The following is a 17,463-nucleotide window of genomic DNA, read 5'->3' as shown; positions in this document are numbered from 1 at the left end:
GCTGCGACGAACCCCACCGATGACGTTAGGCGGGATTGCTTATGCGTTCCAAGACCGGTTTTGCTATGTGCCGATAGCCCGTCAGGCATGAGCAGAGGTGAACCGTGGATTTGCTGCAACTGCGCCACTTCCGGACCGTCGCCCGTTTTGAGCACATCAGCCGCGCCGCCGAGGAGCTGAACGTCGCCCAGCCCTCGCTCAGCCGCACCATCGCCAGGCTGGAGGCCGAGCTGGGCACCCCGCTCTTCGACCGGCAGGGCCGGCGGATCCGGCTCAACGAGTACGGCGCGGTGTTCCTGCGCCACGTCGACCGCGCGCTGAGCGAGCTCGACGATGGCCGCCGGGCGCTGCGGGAGGCCCGGGAGACCGGGCTCGGCCGGGTCGGCGTCGCCTCCGAGACGCTGCTGACCGTCACCCATCTGATGGGCGGCTTCCGGGCCGCCTACCCGGGCGCCGAGGTGCGGCTCTTCCAGTCCACCGTGTCCGAGATGGACCGCCAGCTGCGGGCCGGGGAGGTCGACTTCTGCGTGGCCTCGCAACCGCTGACCGGACCGGACCTGGAGTCCGTCGAGCTGCTGCGCGAGGAGGTGCTGCTGGCCGTCCCGCGCGGGCACTGGCTGGACGGCCGGGAGAGCGTGACCATCGCCGAGATCGCCGACGAGCCGTTCGTCACCACCCGGCGGGGCCACTGGCAACGCGCCCTGCTGGAACGGCTGTTCGCGACCGAGGGGATCTCCCCGAGGCTGTCCTGCGAGGGCGACGAGCCGGGGGCCAGCCAGGACATGATCAGCACCGGCCTGGGCATCGGCCTGATCCCGGCGATGTCCCGGCTGGCCGGCACCGACACCCATGTCCCGGTGGCCTGGGTGCACGTGGAGGCCCCGAACTGCTACCGGGTGCTCACCCTGGTCTGGAACCGCGAGGCCTACCAGTCCGAGGCGGCCCGCCGGTTCCGGGAGTTCACGGTCAGCAGGCCGCTCATGACGCACCGGCGGCCGGATCCGAGGATGCTCCGGGCGCGGACCTGACGGCGCGGGCCCCGGTGATCGATCCTGGCGTGCGCCAGGGTCCTTTGCTACGCTCGAACGCGCTGCCGTGTTCCTGGCCAAGGGCTTCGCGTGTCCGAACGGCCGGTAAGAGATGGCGGGTTGGTGGGAGCGGCATGCTCCGCACCGACCACCGGCGGCGCCGTCCTTCCTCCCTTTCGTCACGTGACCGGTGCCCTGTTCCGGCGCGCCCTCGCGCGCGCCCGGGCGCCACCGAGGAGTCCCGTCATGCCCAAGATCACCTACGTCGCCGTCGACACGACGGAGCGCACCGTCGACGTACCGGTCGGCACCAGCGTCATGCGCGGCGCCGTCTTCAACGACGTCGACGGCATCGTCGCCCAGTGCGGCGGCAACCTCCAGTGCGCCACCTGCCACGTCTACGTCGACGAGTCGACGCGCGACAAGCCGCAGCCGATCCAGCCCGACGAGAACGACATGCTGGACTTCACCGCCTGCCCGCGCCGCCCCAACAGCCGGCTCAGCTGCCAGCTCACGGTGACCGAAGCGCTGGACGGCCTGATCGTGCACCTGCCCGAGCGGCAGAAGTGATGGCCTTCGCGACGGGCCCCTCGCCGGAGCGCCCCGAACTCGGTCACCCCTCGTCGGTCGTCATCGTCGGAGCCGGCCAGGGGGGCTACCAGACGGCCGCCTCGCTGCGTGAGCACGGCTTCGGGGGGAGACTGGTCCTCATCGACGCGGAGGACGAACTCCCCTACGAGAGACCCCCGCTGTCGAAGGCCTACCTCAAGGGGGAGGTGGACGAGTCCCAGCTGTGGCTGCGACCGGTGAGCTACTACGCGCGCCAGTCGATCGAACTGGTCGCGGGCTCGGTGACGGCGGTCGACCCGGCGGCCCGCACGGTCCGCCTCGCCGACGGCTCGGTGTTCGACTACGGCCACCTGGTGCTGGCCACCGGGGCCACCGCGCGCACGCTCGGCGTGCCGGGGTCCGGGCTGCGCGGGGTGCACACGCTGCGCACCGCCCAGGACGCCGCCGCCCTGCGGTCCTCGCTCGGCGCGGCCCGGCGGGTGGTGGTGATCGGCGCCGGATTCATCGGCCTGGAGTTCGCCGCCGCCGCCCGGCGGGCGGGCTGCGAGGTGACGGTGGTCGAGGCCCTCGACCGTCCGCTGGCCCGGGTGGTCTCCGCCCGCACCGCCGAGCACTTCACCCGGCTGCACCGGCGGGAGGGCAGCCGGCTGCTGTTCGGTCAGGGGGTGGCCGCGCTGCACGGCGACGACCAGGGCCGGGTCGCCTCGGTGGAACTGGCCGACGGCAACCGGCTGTCGGCCGATCTGGTGCTGGCCGGGATCGGGGTGATCCCGCGCACCGGCCTGGCGGCGGCGGCCGGCCTGCGGGTGAGCGGCGGCATCGCCGTCGACTCCCACCTGCTGACCAGCGACCCGCACATCTCGGCGATCGGCGACTGCGCGGCGTTCCCGCAGGTGCGCTCGGGCAACCGGCTGCGGCTGGAGTCGGTGCAGAACGCCGTCGGCCACGCCGAGGCGGTGGCCGCGCGGCTGACCGGCACCGGACGCGGCTACGCCGAACTGCCGTGGTTCTGGAGCGACCAGTTCGCGACCACCGTGCAGATCGCCGGCCTGGACGAGGGGCACGACACCGAGGTGGTGCTCGGTGAGGATCCCGAGGCGTTCTCGGTGCTGCTGTTCCGCGGCGGTGAGCTGCAGGCGGTGGAGTCGGTCAACCGGCCGACCGACCACCTGGCGGCGCGACAGCTCCTTGACCGGGGCGTGGTGCTGGATCCGGCCGATGCCGTCGCCCCCGGCTTCACCCTCCGCGGCCACCTCACGAGCCGCCGCGGCGGCTCCGCCGTGCCGGTCGGCTGACCGGCCAGAGCCCCTCCGCGCACTCCGGCGCCCGTCCCGAACCCCGGGGCGGGCGCTGTTCAGCGGAATACCGGATTCCGAGAACATTGGCCCCACGCCTTTCAAAGGTGAGGTCGCAGAACAAGCGTTTTTTTATTGCCGGACGGTTTTCGGCCACCCCCGGACGGCGTTGTGGCGATCGAACCTTCACAGTTAGTTCATAGGTCGCTGTTGCGGAAGCATCTGCCGGTGAGGCAGGATTCAACAAGATCGCTTGCTTGCTCATTCACTCGTTCGAATAACAAACAGGGGATACGACTGTGCCTGAATCCGCCAGCCCGCAGGGATTCGCCGACGAGACCGAGCTGCGCCGCCTCAACCGGGCCACCGTCGAGCGGTACATGCGGACCCTCGGCCAGGACCGGCTGCGCCGGCACGAGCTCTTCACCGAGGACGGCGTCGGCGGCCTCTGGACCACCGACACCGGCTCCCCGGTCGCCACGCACGGCCGGGACCGCCTGGGTGAGCACGCCGTCTGGTCGCTGAAGTGCTTCCCGGACTGGGAGTGGTACAACGTCGAGATCTTCGAGACCCAGGACCCGAACCGCTTCTGGGTCGAGTGCGACGGCCGCGGGAAGATCCTCTTCGGCGACTACCCGGACGGTTACTACGAGAACCACTTCCTCCACTCGTTCGAATTGGAGAACGGGCGGATCAAGCTGCAGCGCGAGTTCATGAACCCGTTCCAGCAGCTGCGCGCGCTCGGAATCCCGGTGCCGGAAATCAAGCGCACCGGAATACCCACCTGACAATTCAAGAAATCCACCGCCGGATCGGAGTACGTCGTGGAAGACGTCATACGGGAGATTCGTATCCGCGGGGCGTTGCATCAACCCGAATGGAGCGACCTCCTCCAGGTCAGCCGGGTCGGCGAGGCGCTGGCCTCGCGTCCCGCCCTGGTCCAGCCCGACGAGCTGGCCACCTTGCGCACCCTGCTGGGAAAAGTGGCGACCGGCGAAGCGCTGGTGCTGCAGTCCGGGGACTGCGCCGAGGATCCGCAGGAATGTACACGTCAACATGTCGCGCGTAAGTCGGCGCTGCTCGATCTGCTCGCCGGGACGCTCGGATTGCGCACCGGAAAGCCGGTCGTCCGCGCGGGCCGCATCGCCGGACAGTTCGCCAAGCCCCGCTCCAAGCCCACCGAAGTCGTCGAGGGGATCGAACTCCCGGTCTTCCGTGGGCACATGGTGAACGGGCCGGAGCCGGACGCGGAGTCCCGCCGGCCCGACCCGCTGCGCATCCTCACCGGCTACATGGCCGCCGGTGACATCGTCGAGCACCTCGGCTGGCGCGACCGCGCGGCCGGCCGCGACGTGGTCGAGCCCCTGGTGTGGACCAGCCACGAGGCGCTGCTGCTCGACTACGAGACGCCGATGCTGCGCGTCGACGACAAGGGCCGGCTGTTCCTCGGCTCGACCCACTGGCCGTGGATCGGCGAACGCACCCGCCAGGTCGAGGGCGCCCACGTCGCCCTGCTGTCCCAGGTGGCCAACCCGGTCGCCTGCAAGGTCGGCCCCGCCATGGAGCCCGACGAACTCCTCGCCCTGTGCGAGAAGCTCGACCCGTGGCGCGACCCCGGCCGCCTCACCCTGATCGCCCGGATGGGCGCCGAGGCCGTCGCGGACCGGCTGCCGAAGCTCGTCGACGCCGTCCGCGGCGCCGGCCACCCGGTGGTGTGGCTCAGCGACCCGGTGCACGGCAACACCTTCACGGCCCCCGGCGGCCTCAAGACCCGCCTGGTGGGGACCATCGCCCTGGAGGTCGCCCGGTTCGTCGAGGCCGTGCGCGGCTCGGGCGGCGTCGCCGGCGGTCTGCACCTGGAGACCACCCCGGACGACGTCACCGAGTGCGCGTCCACCGAGGCCGACCTCGACTCCGTCGGCGAGCGCTACACGACCTCCTGCGATCCCCGCCTCAACCCGGCCCAGGCCGTCTCCGTGGTGTCCGCCTGGACCGCCTGACCCGTCCGCCCCAGCACGGCACGGCACCACGTCACCCCATCGAGCTCCACCGCCCCGCTCTGCGCGCGCCCCTCACAGACCCTCGCATCACGCAAAGAACCGGAGCCATGACCGGCATACCCCCCATTCCGTCCTACCCGTTACCGGCCGAGGGCGACCTGCCGCCGGCCGTCGTGTCCTGGACCGCCGAGCCGCACCGCGCGGTCCTGCTCGTCCACGACATGCAGCGGTACTTCCTCAACCCCCTCCCCGACGACCTGCGCACCGAGCTGGTGCGCAACGCGGCCCGGCTGCGCGACCGTTGCGCCGGCCTGGGCGTCCCGGTCGCCTACACCGCCCAGCCGGGCGGCATGACCGACGAGGAGCGCGGACTCCTCAAGGACTTCTGGGGCCCGGGCATGCGCCCCGCCCCGGAGGACCGCCAGGTGGTGGACGCCCTGGCGCCCGCCGAGCACGACTGGCTGCTCACCAAGTGGCGCTACAGCGCCTTCTTCCGCACCGACCTGCTCCAGCGGATGCGCGACGCCGGCCGCGACCAGCTCGTGCTCTGCGGCGTCTACGCCCACGTGGGCGTGCTGGCCACCGCCGTCGAGGCCTTCACCAACGACATCCAGGTGTTCTTCGTCGCCGACGCCACCGCCGACTTCTCGGCGGAGTACCACCGCTCGGCGCTCACCTACGCCGCCGAGCGCTGCGCCCGCGTCACCACCGTCAAGGGGCTGTTCGCATGACGAACAGCCCGTACAGCTCGCACAGCCCGTACAGCTCGCACGGTCGGGGCGCCGAGCACGGCGCCCCGGACCTGCTCCGCGAGGTGCTGGAGGGCCGCCCGGAGGCCTTCGCCCTGCTGCACCGGCCGGGCACCACCGCCGAGGGCGGCCCGGTGGTGGAGGTGCTGACCGGCTCGGTCGCCCTGCCCGCCGTGCTCGCCGACATCCCGCTGCCCGCGGCCCCGGAGCCCGGCGCCGGGGAGCGGCACGAGGTGCTCGTGGTGGTCCCCTACCGGCAGCTCGCCGAGCGCGGCTTCGCGGCCGCCGACGACGGGACGCCGCTGGTGGCGATGACCGTCACCGGCCAGCAGCGGGTGCCGCTCGCGGACGCGCTGGTCCGCCTCCCGGACGTGCCGACCACGCTCGCCGGCGGCGCGTTCGACGTCGGCGACGAGGCCTACGGCGAGGTGGTGAGCCGCATCGTCGAGGAGATGATCGGCACCGGCGAGGGCGCCAACTTCGTCATCCGGCGCACCTTCGTCGCCGACATCACCGACTACGGGCCGCTCAGCGCGCCCGCGCTGTTCCGCCGGCTGCTGGAGCGGGAGTCCGGGGCCTACTGGACCTTCCTGGTCCACACCGGCACCCGGACCCTGGTCGGCGCCTCCCCGGAGCGGCACGTCAGCCTCCGCGGCGGCACCGCGGTGATGAACCCGATCAGCGGCACCTACCGCTACCCGCCGTCCGGCCCGACCCTCTCGGGGGTGCTGGAGTTCCTCAGCGACCGCAAGGAGACCGACGAGCTCTACATGGTGCTCGACGAGGAGCTCAAGATGATGTCCCGGATCTGCGGGACGGGCGGGCGGGTGGTCGGCCCGTACCTCAAGGAGATGGCCCGGGTCGCGCACACCGAGTACCTCATCGAGGGCCGCACCGACCGCGACGTGCGGGACGTCCTGCGCGAGACGATGTTCGCCCCCACCGTGACGGGCAGCCCGGTGGAGAGCGCCTGCCGGATCATCCACCGCTACGAACCGGGCGGCCGCGGCTACTACAGCGGCGTCGTCGCGCTGATCGGGCGGGACGCGGCGGGGGAGCGGGTGATGGACTCCGCGATCCTGATCCGGACCGCGGACATCACCCCGCAGGGGCGGATCGGCATCGGCGTGGGCGCCACCATCGTGCGGCACTCCGACCCGGCCTCGGAGGCGGCGGAGACCAGGGCCAAGGCGGCCGGGCTGGTCGCCGCGCTCGACGGCGGTGCGAAAAAACGTTTCGCCGACCATCCGAGCGTGCTCCGAGCCCTGGAGTCGCGCAACGACTCGATCGCCGGCTTCTGGCTCGCCGATACCGAGGCCCGCGCCTCGGCCCGGCCCGAACTCGCCGGGCGCAGCGTCCTGGTGGTTGACGCCGAGGACACCTTCACCTCGATGATCGACCAGGAGCTGCGTTCCCTGGGCCTGCGCGTCACGGTCCGCCGGTTCGACGAGGAGTACTCCTTCGAGGGCCACGACCTGGTGGTGATGGGTCCCGGGCCGGGCGACCCGCAGGAGGCCGCGCATCCCAAGATGCGCCATCTGCGCGGCGCGATCGACACGCTGCTGGCGGAGCGCCGGCCGTTCCTCGCGGTCTGCCTCAGCCACCAGGTGCTCGGGCTGCGGCTCGGGCTGCCGATCCGCCGCCGGACGGTGCCCAACCAGGGGGTGCAGAGAGAGATCGACCTCTTCGGCACCGTCGAACGGGTCGGCTTCTACAACACCTTCGCCCTGCTGAGCGCGGCGGAGGAGTTCCCCGCCGAAGGCGTCGGCCCGGTGCGGGTCAGCCGTGACCCGGCGACCGGGGAGGTCCACGCGCTGCGCGGGCCCGGCTTCGCCTCGCTCCAGTTCCACCCCGAGTCCGTCCTCACCCGGGAGGGGCCGCGGATCGTGGCCACCGTCCTGTCCGGACTGCTCGGCCCGGCGAGGGTCCCCGACCCCGCCTGATCCGCCCGGGACCGCCGGGCCGGCGCATCACCCCCCCGTGCGCGCCGGCCCGGCTCCAGGCTGCCCGGTTCCACGCTGCCTTGTGTTCCACCCCCTGCCCGGTTCCACCCTGCCCGCCGCGCCCGCTGTGTACGGCCGCCGCGGCGGTGCCCCCGCATTCCCAATGACGAGTGGGAGGACCCATGCATCAGTACGTCGTCGTCGACGCCTTCGCGCGCCGGCCGCTCACCGGCAACCCGGTGGCGGTCTTCTTCGGGGCCGACGACCTGTCCGCCGACCAGATGCAGCGCATCGCCCGGGAGATGAACCTCTCCGAGACCACCTTCGTCCTCGCCCCCCGGGAGGGCGGGGACCACCATGTGCGGATCTTCACCCCGGTGAACGAACTCCCCTTCGCCGGGCACCCGTTGCTCGGCACCGCGATCGCCCTGGGCGACCGCACCGAGGCCGGCACGCTGCGGATCGAGACCGCGATGGGCGTCATCCCGTTCGAGCTGGAGCGGGAGGGCGGCCGGACCGTCGCGACCAGCATGCGCCAGCCGGTGCCGGTCTGGGAGCCGTTCGACCGGGCCGAGGAGCTGCTCTGGGCGCTGGGCGTGAGCGGCTCGACGCTCCCGGTGGAGATCTACCGCAACGGCCCGCGGCACGTCCTGGTCGGCTTCGAGAGCGTCGAGGCGCTGTCCAAGGTGGACCCGGACCACCGGGCACTGGCCCGGTTCCCGGACATGGCCACCAACTGCATCGCCGGCGCCGGGACCGTCTGGCGCAACCGGATGTTCTCGCCCGCCTACGGGGTGGTGGAGGACGCCGCGACCGGCTCCGCCGCCGGCCCGATCGCCATCCACCTGGCCCGGCACGGTCTCGGTGCCTACGGGCAGCGCATCGAGATCACCCAGGGCGTCGAGATCGGCCGCCCCTCGCCGATGGGCGCCCTGGTGCAGGGCGAGGGGGACCGGGTCGACAGCGTCGAGGTCTCGGGCCACGGCGTCATCACCATCGAAGGAGTCCTGCATGTCTGACCTGTCGAGGCGTTCCGAGTCGCTGACCGGGACGGTCGTCGTCGACTTCCCGGAGTTCCGCACCCCGCCGGCCGAGCCGATGGGCCTGCTGAACTCCTGGCTGGCCGCCGCGGCCGGGCACGGGGTGCGGGAGCCGCGCGCCCTCGCGCTGGCCACCGCCGACGCCCGGGGCCGCAGTTCGTCCCGGATCCTGGTGATCAACCGGATCACCGAGCGGGGGATCGTCTTCGCCACCCACGCCGGCAGCCAGAAGGGCCGCGAGCTGGCGGAGAACCCCTGGGCCTCCGGCGTCCTGTACTGGCGGGAGACCAGCCAGCAGGTGATCCTGGCCGGGCCGGTGCGGCAGCTGCCGGACACCACCGCCGAGGAGCTGTGGGCGGCCCGGGCGGTGTTCACCCACCCGATGACCACCGTCTCGCAGCAGAGCCGGCCGGTGGAGGACCTCGACCACTTCGAGGAGATCCGGGCCAAGGCGCTGGAACTCGGCCGCCCGCAGCAGCCGCTGCCCCGCCCCGCGTCCTACACCGCCTTCGAACTGGTGCCCGACGTCCTGGAGTTCTGGGCCGACGGCACCGACCGGCTGCACGAGCGGCTGCGCTACGACCGCACCGCCGACGGCTGGGGGATCAGCCGGCTCCAGCCGTGACCCCCGCGCGGAGCACCCTCCGCGCCGACCCCGCCCACCGCCCGGGAGATGTCATGACCTCGCCACAGATCTTCACCGACCGGCACGACCTGCGCGCCCGCAACCGGCGGGCCGTCGAGCAGTACCTGGAGACCGGTCCTGAGGCCCGGCTGCGCCGGTACACCCTCTACACCGAGGACGGCACCGCCGCCCTCTTCTACACCGACATCGGCCGGCCCATCGTGGTCACCGGCCGGGAGAAGCTGAAGCGCCACAACGAGCTCTCCCTCGAAGTCCTGCCCGACTGGCAGTGGTCCGACGTCCGGCTCTACGAGACCCAGGACCCGGACCTCATCATGGTCGAGTGCGACGGCGAGGGGACGATCCGCTTCCCCGGCTATCCCGAGGGCCGCTACCGCAACCACTTCATCCACGGCTTCACGCTGCGCGACGGCCTGATCGCCGCCAGCCGCGAGTACACCAACCCGATCGAGCACATGAAGTCGCTCGGCATCGAGACCCCGCACATCCGGCGGGACTGGATTCCCACCGACTGACCGGCCGGCCAAGGGAATCCGGGTGTCGCACGCACGCACCAAGGAGATTCGATGGAGTTCCACTCGTGTCCCAGGAACCACGGACGGGCGATCCCCGCCGCCGCCGGTTCCGTCCTCTGCGCCCCGTGCATCAGACAGCTGGAACGCACCCTGCGGGCGCTCCCGGAGCTGCACCGGGAGTGCCTGCACCACATCCAGTCGGAGCCCCGGCGGCGCAACCCCACCAGGGTCTCCGGGACCCGCCGCCGGGACCGGCTGAACCTGGCGGCGATCGACGCCCGCAACAACATCGTGGCGATCCTGGAGTCCTGGTCGGGATTCGCCGCCGAGCGGCTGGGCGCCGAGGGGCCGGGCACCGAGCGCCTCGGCGCCCAGCCGCCCGGCGCCGCCACGGCGATCCGCTCCGTGCCGCACCTGGCGCGGTTCCTCGGCCGTCACCTGGACTGGCTCACCGCGCAGCCGCCGGCCGCCGAGTTCGCCGACGAGATCGAGGAGCTGCGGGTCGAACTGCTCAACGCGATCGACCCCGAGGCCGCCGACCGCCCCGAGCCGTCCACCAGGGACTGCGTGGTGGACGGCTGCCCGGGGACGATCGACACCTCACCGCAGCAGCACACCGGGGGACGGAGCAGCATCGGCTGCTCGTCCGGACACTCATGGGGGATACGCGAATGGCTCACGCTACGGCATCTCATGGACCAGCGGCGAGAGGCGGCGGTCTGAGCCGTCCGCCCCGCCACCGGCTGGTGCCGACGAACGTCGCCGCGCTCGCCGCGGGCGTCTCGGAGGCGACCATCCGCAAGTGGGTCAGCCGGGGGAAGATCACCCGCTACGGGACACCGGGCCGCTCGGAGTTCGACATCGAGGAACTCACCGCGATCGCCCTGCGCCGCCGGCCCGAGCAGCTGAGCAGCTGAGCAGCTGAGCTGCTGAGCAGGTGGACCGACCGGGGCACCGGGGCACCTGAGCACCGACAACCCCGCGGATCCGCTGCCGGGCGGGCGGCAACACCGCCCGTCAACGGATCCGCGGGTGCTCCGTGTCGGGACCCGGCGCGCCGTCAGCGCCGCTCGTAGCGGCGCTTGTGCCCGCTGATCCCCGCCAGCCGGAACGGTCCGGTGGTCTGCTCCGGGGTCGGGTGGTCGCCGCCGTCCGTCGGCAGGGACCGCAGGTGCAGCTCGCGGTAGCGGTCGTAGCCGATCGGCCGGCGCCGCTCGACCGCCGCCCGGTGCTCCGCCGTGCGCAGGTGCGCCCGGTAGCCCGGCACGACCGTCCCGGCGAAGAACTCCGCGACGCTGCCCGAGCCGTAGCTGAGGAAGCCCACCGGCCGCCCGTCGAGCTCCTCCGCCTGGTCGAGCAGCGCGGCCAGGCCCAGGTAGACCGAGGCGGTGTAGCTGTTGCCGATCACCTCGTTGTACGCGGTGGTCAGTCCCAGCGCCTCCTGGACGGCCGTCTCGTCGGTGTCGTACCCGGCGGAGTTCAGCAGGTGGCGGTGCGCCTTGTAGGCCATCCTGGTGAACGGCTGGTGGTAGCAGAAGGCGCTGAAGTCCTCCAGCGGCCGGCCGCCCTGCTCGCCGTAGTCCTTCCAGGTGCCCTGCACGGCCTGGAGGTAGGCGCCGATCGACTCCTGGCCGTCGACCAGCGCGGCGTCCCGGTAGTTCGGCCGCCAGAAGTCCATGACGTCCGCGGTGAACAGGCCCGAGGGCGCCTCTATCCGCACCAGCGCCGGGTCCGCGGTGACCAGCATGGCCACCGCGGCGGCGCCCTGGGTGGCCTCGCCGGGGCTGTCCAGCTCGTACTTGGAGACGTCGCTCGCCACCACCAGGACCTTCTGGGAGGGGTCGCGGTGGATCAGGCCGAGGGCGAACTGCAGGGCGGCGGTGGCGCCGTAGCAGGCCTGCTTGAGCTCGACGACCCGGGTCGCCGACGGCAGTCCGAGCAGCGAGTGGACGTACACGCCGGCGGCCTTCGCCTGGTCGATCGAGGACTCGGTGGCGAACACCAGGGTGCGGATGCCGTCCGCGCCGTGCCGGGCGACGATCGGGGCGGCGGCCGCGGCGCCCAGGGTGACGATGTCCTCGTCGGCTGCGGGCACGCTCATCGACCGCTGGCCGATGCCCACGTGGTACTTGCCGACCGGCGTGCCGTTGTGCTCGGCGAGCGCCGTGTGCGGCAGCACGAACTCGGTGGTGGCGAACGAGAGGTCGTGGATGCCGACCGCGGTGGCGGTGGTACTCGTGGACATGCGCTAAACCCCGACCTTCTCCGTCGCCTTGCCGCGTTCCAGGTGGACGTGGGCGCGCATCAGCTCGCCCGGGTTGGTCTGCGCCGCGAGCAGCGAGAGCTCGCCGCAGAGCACGGTCGCCGCCGCGATGACGGCCAGCCGGCGGGCGTTCTCCCCCGGCTCGCGGTCGGCCCGGCAGCCGAGCCGGGCCAGGTTGCTCTCCACGAAGTCGAGCCCCTTGCCGTTGCCCACCGTGCCGACGATCAGGTTCGGCAGGGTGCAGGCGAAGTACAGGTCGCCGTCGCGGTCCTCGGCCATCACCACGCCCTGCGAGCCCTCGACGATGTTGGCCGCGTCCTGCCCGGTGGCCAGGTAGAAGCCGAGCAGCATGTTGGCGAAGTGGGCGTTGGCCGAGCGGATGCCGCCGGCCAGCAGGGTGCCCAGCATGTTCTTGCGGACGTTCAGCTGGACGACCTTCGCCGCCGTGGTGCGCAGCACGCCGGTGACCACCTCGCGCGGCACCAGCAGCTCGGTGACCACGTTCTTGCCGCGGCCCAGGATGCCGTTGACGGCGGTCGCCTTCTTGTCGGTGCAGTAGTTGCCCGAGATCGAGCCGTAGGAGATGCCCGGGACCGTCCGCAGCAGGTGCTGCAGCAGCACGTCGGAGGCGAGCGTCGCCATGTTGTGGCCGGAGGCGTCGCCGGTGGTGAACTCGAACCGGACGAACAGCAGGTTGGCGTTGATCTCGTGCCGGACGCCGACGAGTTCGGCGAAACGGCTGCAGCCGCGCACCACCTCCTTCAGCTCCTCGAAGCGGGCCTCGATGGAGCGGGCGGCGGCCAGCGCGGTCTGCGCGTCGGTCGCCTCGACCAGCACCGAGCGGGTCATCCGCTCGTCGACCAGGGTCGCCACGATGCCGCGCTCGGCGAGCATGGAGACCTTCGCGCCGCGGCCCACCGAGGGCCACAGCGGGGACTCGTAGGTGGCCAGCGGGACGTGCGTCTCGGTGCTGGTGACGTTCCCGGAGATGCGCACCGGTCCCACCCAGCGCATCGGGACGCCGGCGACGGCGTGTTCGTCGGTCATCGGGTGCCTCCCGTGAGGTCGTCGGCGGTGGCGGTGGCGGAGCGGCGGGCGAACTGAGCGGTGTCGACGCCGCGGTCGGCGCAGAACTCCCGCAGCGAGCCCTGGATCAGCAGGTCGCAGCGGGTGAGGTCGGCCGGGGTGGCCGCGCCGAGCATGGTCATCAGCGCCGCCAACTGGTCGAGCCAGGTGGTGAGCTGATCGACCAGCGCGTCCACGCCCTCGTCCATCAGGGTGCGCAGGAAGGTGCCGGACGCCCCGACGCCCCGGGCGCCGAGCGCCAGCGCGCGGGCCACGTCGAGCGGGTGGCGCACGCCGCCGGAGGCCAGCACGGGCAGGTCCACGCCCTGCGCGTCCAGCAGGCAGGCGGCGGTGGACAGGCCCCAGCCCTCCAGGAAGGTGTAGTCGCGCAGGTCGCGCCGGCCGTTCTCGATCCGGGCGAAGTCGGTGCCGCCCCGGCCGCCGAGGTCGGCCACCCGCACGCCCAGCTCACGCAGCGTCAGGACGGTCTCCCGGCTGAGCCCGAAGCCGACCTCCTTGACGATCACCGGGACGTCCACGCCCGCCGCGATCTTGCCGATCTGCGGCACCCAGGCGGAGAACGAGCGGTCGCCCTCCGGCATGACCGTCTCCTGGACGGTGTTGACGTGGATCTGCAGGGCGTCGGCCGCCAGCAGGTCGACGGCGCGCCGCGCCTTCTCCACCGAGGCGGTGGCGTTGACGTTGGCCAGCACGAAGCCGTCCGGGTTCTCCTCGCGCAGCACGCTGAAGGTGCCGGCGCAGGACTCGTCCTTGAAGTACGCGCTCATCGAGCCGGAGGCGATCGGAACCCCGGTCCGCCGGGCGGCGATCGCGAGGTCGCGGTTGATCCGGCCGGTCATCTCGCTGCCGCCGGTCATCGCGTTGATGTACAGCGGGACCGGCCAGGAGAGGCCGGCGAAGGTCGTGGCCAGGGACACCCGGGGCCGGTCGATGCCGGCCAGGGCGTGGTGGACGAACGACACCTCGTCGAACTGGTTGCGCCCGACGTGGCCGTGCTGCTGCTCGACCGCGAGCCGGACGTGGTCGTCCTTGCGTTGCGAGATCATTCCTCGTTCCCTTCCAGGGCGGGACGCAGGGCCAGGGGTCGTACCCCGGCCGCGGCCCACCGCTCCCGTAGCTGGTCGATGTCGGGCGACGCGTCCGCGGTCCCACTGAGCGCGGTGTCCAGCAGCGCGATGCCGCAGTCGCCGCCCCCGGCACCCGAGGGCTTGGCCGCTCCGCCCGCGGCCTCGGCGGCCTCGCACAGGGCGGTCAGGGCGGGGGTGAAGACGCCGAGCCCGACCTCGTCGTCGAGCCGGGCCAACTCCCGGCGGGCGCGCCGGATCTGCTCCAGCAGGCCCGGCCGGTCGCCCCGTTCGAACGCCTCGGCGGCGGCCCGTACGACGTCCTCGGCGGCGGCCGTGTACCGCCGGTGGGCGGGTGTGCCGCGCGGGCCGCGCCGCCGCAGGCCGGCCACCAGGTCCGCGGTGGAGGCCGGGGTGCCGGTCCAGCCGACCTCCAGGGCCAGCCCGGGGACCGGCGGCAGCCGGCGCACCGCGAAGCCGGGCCAGGGCTCGGCCAGCGCCCCGGCCACCCCCCGGCGGCGGGCCAGGTCGAGCACGGCGGTCCGGTCGGGCGACCGGTAGGCGATCCAGCCGCCCCAGGTGCTGGCGGCGAGGTCGCCGCCGGAACCCTTGGGGTCGAGCCCGGCCGAGGCCAGCAGGGCCAGCCGGTAGCGCTGCTCGGCCGACAGCGCCAGGTCGGCGTACGCGGCCACCGCCGCGACGGTCGCCACGGTCACCGCGCCGCTGGAGCCCAGGCCGAACTTGACGCCGTCCTGGTGCAGCCGGCTGCTGATCGCGAGGTCCAACTCCGGCGCGGGCCGGTCGTGTTCGGCCAGCAGCCGGGCGACCGTCTCGACCGCGGCGACGACGTGCGCCAGCTCGCGCCGGGCCCGGGCCGGATCCGCCGCGCCGACCGGGTCGAGCCGGCCCTCCCGCCACCGCCAGCGCACCGGCGCGGCGGCGAGGTCGGAGGAGAGCAGGACGCCCGGGCCGGCGGCGGGCTCGGTGGCGGTGGCGGTGACGTGGCGGTCGACCGCCACCAGGATCGCCGCGCCGCCGGGCTCCACCACCGCGTACTCGCCCGCGACGAACAGCTTGCCCGGCGCGCGCCGCACCACCGGCGGGCGGGCGCCGCTCACGCGTCCGCGTCCGGGCTCGGGCCCAGCAGCCGGACGCCCGGCCCCGGCCCGGCGAGGTGCACCGCACCGTCGCCGACGGCCCCGCGCACCGCCGCGGCCACCCGCTCGGCCTCCGCGCCCCGGCAGAGCACCTTGACGTTCGGCCCGGCGTCCATCGTCGCGTACGCCGCCACCCCGGCGCGCCGCAGCTCCTGCACGGCGTCCAGCACGGTCAGCGTGGCCGCCGAGAGGTAGCGCACCGCCGGGCGCGCCGCCAGCATGGTGGCGTGCATCCCGAGCGCGTTGCGCTCGGCGATCTCGCCCACCGCGTCGAGGTCGGCGCGGTTCAGCGCGTCCCGCATCCCGATCAGGTCGGCCTGGCTGGAGGCGGCCCACGGCCGGTACAGCGGCGAGGTGTCGACGGTGCGCCGCATCGCCTCCCGGCTGGACACCGCCTTGGGTCCGGCGTCGACCACCGCGACCACCAGAGCCGGGTCCAGCGCGCGCACCGGCACCGTCAGCGGCTCGGCGTACGAGCCGAGGTCGGGGTCGGCGTGGCCGGGCTGTCCGGCGTGCCACAGGGCGAAGCCGCCGAAGACCGACCGCGAGGCCGAGCCGGAGCCGCGCCGGGCCAGCCGGGACAGCCCGGTGGCGTCCAGGCCCAGCCCGTAGGCGGCGCTCGCGGCGGTGGCCAGCGCGGCGAACCCGCTCGCGGAGGAGGCCAGTCCGGCGCCGGTGGGGACGGTGTTGCGGGTCTCCACGACGGCCCGCAGCGGCAGCCCGGCGCGCTCGCGGACCAGGTCCAGGAAGGCGACCACCCGGCGCAGCGGTTCGCCCTCCAGCGGCACGCCGTCGAGCGCGACGGCATCGTGCGCGGCGCCGGGGGCGAGCCGGACCCGGGTGGTGGTCGGGAAGACGTCCAGGGTCAGCGAGAGGCTGTCGGTCCACGGCAGGACGAGCCGCTCGTCCCGCTTGCCCCAGTACTTGACCAGCGCGATGTTCGGATGCGCGACGGCGGTGGCGTCGCCGGCGGCGGCCGGGTGGTCAGGCACGGCGACGGGCTGCTCAACGGCCATGGCCGGCCTGCTCCCCGAGCGGGACGGACCAGGTCTGGACGGCGCCGGCGGCCAGCAGCCGGCGGGTGACCTCGGCCGCCTGCTCCGCGCGGGCCAGCGCGATGACGCAGCCGCCCATCCCGCCGCCGGTGATCTTGGCGCCGAGGCCGCCGCCGGCCAGCGCGGCCTCGACCATGGTGTCGATCCGCTCGGTGCTCAGCCCGCCGTCCCGCAACAGTCCGTGATAGTCGGTGAGTTGGGCGCCGAGCTGCTCCGGCCGGCCCTCGGCGAGCGCCAGCCGGGCGGTCTCGGTGAGCTCGGTGGCCCGGCGCACGAAGGCCGCCCGGGAGCCCGGACGGTCCTCGAAGCCGCGGCGCAGCAGCTCGACGGCGTCCTTGGTGCGGCCCGCGACGCCGCTGTCCGCGACGATGAACAGGCCCTCGCAGCCGATCGGCAACTCCTCGGCCCGGCCCGCCCGGAACAGCAGCGGGGCCGTCGCGCCGACGGCCATCGCGTCGACGCCGCTGGCCCGCCCGTGCGCCACGTTCTCGGCCGTCTGCACCAGGTCGAAGGCCAGCTGCGGCGACACCTCGCGCTCGAAGAGGTCGGCCAGCGCGTGGACCACCGCCCGCGCGCAGGCCGCGCTGGAGCCGAGCCCACGGCCGACCGGGATCGCGCAGTCGATGATCACGTCGAGGTGCAGGGTGTCGGGCACGCCCAGGACGGCCCGGAACTCGGCGGTCAGCCGGTGCAGTCCGTCGGAGGCCTGGGTGGCCTTCGGCCGGGCCCGGTCACCGGTCATGGTGAGGGAGAAGTCGTCGGGGTCGGCGGGCGACTGCGCGGAGTACCCGGCGGTGGCGGTGACGGTCAGCTGCGGCATCGGGAGGGCGAGCGCCGGGGCTCCGTAGACCACCGCGTGCTCGCCCAGCACGATGGCCTTGGCACGGGCCCGACCGGTGCCGACCGGCCGGGTCCCGCGCTGCTCCGACAGCCCCTCGGCTGCGGCGGGTAGGGACAACGAACTCAGCTCCCCGTGTCGTTTCTGCATGGAGATCGCTCATCCAGAGTTCTCGTAAGGACGTGGATCCGGCGGCAGGCGGCGCCCGGCCACG

The 17,463-nt window shown here is 73.3% G+C and carries 18 protein-coding genes; 12 read left to right on the top strand and 6 right to left on the bottom strand.

Features of this window, described 5'->3' with window-relative positions:
• Positions 1 to 104: 104 nt before the first annotated feature.
• From ACFU9E_RS24050 to ACFU9E_RS23995, 12 genes are all read left to right on the top strand, one after another.
• A complete protein-coding gene (locus ACFU9E_RS24050; protein ID WP_380682824.1) occupies positions 105 to 1,028 on the top strand; it encodes a LysR family transcriptional regulator in 924 nt (307 codons plus the stop codon).
• 246 nt (positions 1,029 to 1,274) lie between these two features.
• Entirely contained in the window at positions 1,275 to 1,598 is a 324-nt protein-coding gene (locus ACFU9E_RS24045) for a 2Fe-2S iron-sulfur cluster-binding protein (RefSeq protein WP_380682825.1), read from the top strand.
• A complete protein-coding gene (locus ACFU9E_RS24040) occupies positions 1,598 to 2,893 on the top strand; it encodes an NAD(P)/FAD-dependent oxidoreductase (protein WP_380682826.1) in 1,296 nt (431 codons plus the stop codon). Before ACFU9E_RS24045 ends, ACFU9E_RS24040 begins: the two co-directional genes overlap by 1 nt.
• A gap of 299 nt (positions 2,894 to 3,192) precedes the next feature.
• A complete protein-coding gene (locus ACFU9E_RS24035) occupies positions 3,193 to 3,681 on the top strand; it encodes a PhzA/PhzB family protein (RefSeq protein WP_380682827.1) in 489 nt (162 codons plus the stop codon).
• Between the two features lie 36 nt (positions 3,682 to 3,717).
• A complete protein-coding gene (locus ACFU9E_RS24030; RefSeq protein WP_380682828.1) occupies positions 3,718 to 4,893 on the top strand; it encodes a 3-deoxy-7-phosphoheptulonate synthase in 1,176 nt (391 codons plus the stop codon).
• Between the two features lie 107 nt (positions 4,894 to 5,000).
• On the top strand, positions 5,001 to 5,624 hold the full coding sequence (locus tag ACFU9E_RS24025; protein ID WP_380682829.1) for an isochorismatase family protein: 624 nt from the start codon (positions 5,001 to 5,003) through the stop codon (positions 5,622 to 5,624).
• Complete coding sequence (locus ACFU9E_RS24020) at positions 5,621 to 7,585, top strand: anthranilate synthase family protein (protein WP_380682830.1); 1,965 nt, start codon at positions 5,621 to 5,623, stop codon at positions 7,583 to 7,585. Before ACFU9E_RS24025 ends, ACFU9E_RS24020 begins: the two co-directional genes overlap by 4 nt.
• Positions 7,586 to 7,767: 182 nt before the next feature.
• Positions 7,768 to 8,604: a PhzF family phenazine biosynthesis protein gene (locus ACFU9E_RS24015; RefSeq protein WP_380682831.1), complete on the top strand. Its 837-nt coding sequence runs from the start codon at positions 7,768 to 7,770 to the stop codon at positions 8,602 to 8,604.
• Positions 8,597 to 9,250 carry a phenazine biosynthesis FMN-dependent oxidase PhzG gene (gene phzG / locus ACFU9E_RS24010; protein ID WP_380682832.1) on the top strand — a complete coding sequence of 218 codons (654 nt, stop codon included), beginning with the start codon at positions 8,597 to 8,599 and terminating at the stop codon, positions 9,248 to 9,250. The genes ACFU9E_RS24015 and phzG overlap by 8 nt, the downstream gene beginning before the upstream one ends.
• Positions 9,251 to 9,303: 53 nt before the next feature.
• Entirely contained in the window at positions 9,304 to 9,786 is a 483-nt protein-coding gene (locus ACFU9E_RS24005) for a PhzA/PhzB family protein (RefSeq protein ID WP_355366927.1), read from the top strand.
• Positions 9,787 to 9,837: 51 nt separating this feature from the next.
• Positions 9,838 to 10,509: a hypothetical protein gene (locus tag ACFU9E_RS24000; RefSeq protein WP_380682833.1), complete on the top strand. Its 672-nt coding sequence runs from the start codon at positions 9,838 to 9,840 to the stop codon at positions 10,507 to 10,509.
• Between the two features lie 23 nt (positions 10,510 to 10,532).
• Positions 10,533 to 10,703, top strand: a complete 171-nt coding sequence (locus ACFU9E_RS23995; protein WP_380682834.1) for a hypothetical protein — start codon at positions 10,533 to 10,535, stop codon at positions 10,701 to 10,703.
• A 143-nt stretch (positions 10,704 to 10,846) separates the two neighbouring features.
• Here ACFU9E_RS23995 and ACFU9E_RS23990 read toward each other — a convergent pair whose 3' ends face one another.
• The 6 genes from ACFU9E_RS23990 to mvk are packed head-to-tail and all read right to left on the bottom strand — an operon-like array spanning position 10,847 to position 17,399.
• Positions 10,847 to 12,031, bottom strand: coding sequence for a hydroxymethylglutaryl-CoA synthase (locus ACFU9E_RS23990; protein WP_380682835.1), 1,185 nt, complete (start codon positions 12,029 to 12,031; stop codon positions 10,847 to 10,849).
• A 3-nt stretch (positions 12,032 to 12,034) separates the two neighbouring features.
• A complete protein-coding gene (locus ACFU9E_RS23985; RefSeq protein ID WP_380682836.1) occupies positions 12,035 to 13,096 on the bottom strand; it encodes a hydroxymethylglutaryl-CoA reductase in 1,062 nt (353 codons plus the stop codon).
• The gene (gene fni / locus ACFU9E_RS23980; RefSeq protein WP_380682837.1) at positions 13,093 to 14,181 is read right to left on the bottom strand and encodes a type 2 isopentenyl-diphosphate Delta-isomerase; all 1,089 of its coding nucleotides are present in this window, start codon (positions 14,179 to 14,181) and stop codon (positions 13,093 to 13,095) included. Before fni ends, ACFU9E_RS23985 begins: the two co-directional genes overlap by 4 nt.
• On the bottom strand, positions 14,178 to 15,317 hold the full coding sequence (locus ACFU9E_RS23975; RefSeq protein ID WP_380682838.1) for a phosphomevalonate kinase: 1,140 nt from the start codon (positions 15,315 to 15,317) through the stop codon (positions 14,178 to 14,180). Before ACFU9E_RS23975 ends, fni begins: the two co-directional genes overlap by 4 nt.
• The gene (mvaD, locus tag ACFU9E_RS23970; protein ID WP_380682840.1) at positions 15,314 to 16,372 is read right to left on the bottom strand and encodes a diphosphomevalonate decarboxylase; all 1,059 of its coding nucleotides are present in this window, start codon (positions 16,370 to 16,372) and stop codon (positions 15,314 to 15,316) included. Before mvaD ends, ACFU9E_RS23975 begins: the two co-directional genes overlap by 4 nt.
• Positions 16,362 to 17,399, bottom strand: coding sequence for a mevalonate kinase (gene mvk / locus ACFU9E_RS23965; RefSeq protein ID WP_380682841.1), 1,038 nt, complete (start codon positions 17,397 to 17,399; stop codon positions 16,362 to 16,364). Before mvk ends, mvaD begins: the two co-directional genes overlap by 11 nt.
• Positions 17,400 to 17,463 lie beyond the last annotated feature (64 nt).

The sequence above is a fragment of the Kitasatospora sp. NPDC057595 genome (assembly GCF_042800875.1).
Lineage (GTDB): Bacteria > Actinomycetota > Actinomycetes > Streptomycetales > Streptomycetaceae > Kitasatospora.
Note: the sequence above shows the minus strand (reverse complement) of the source record. Positions and strands in the feature narration are given on the sequence as shown.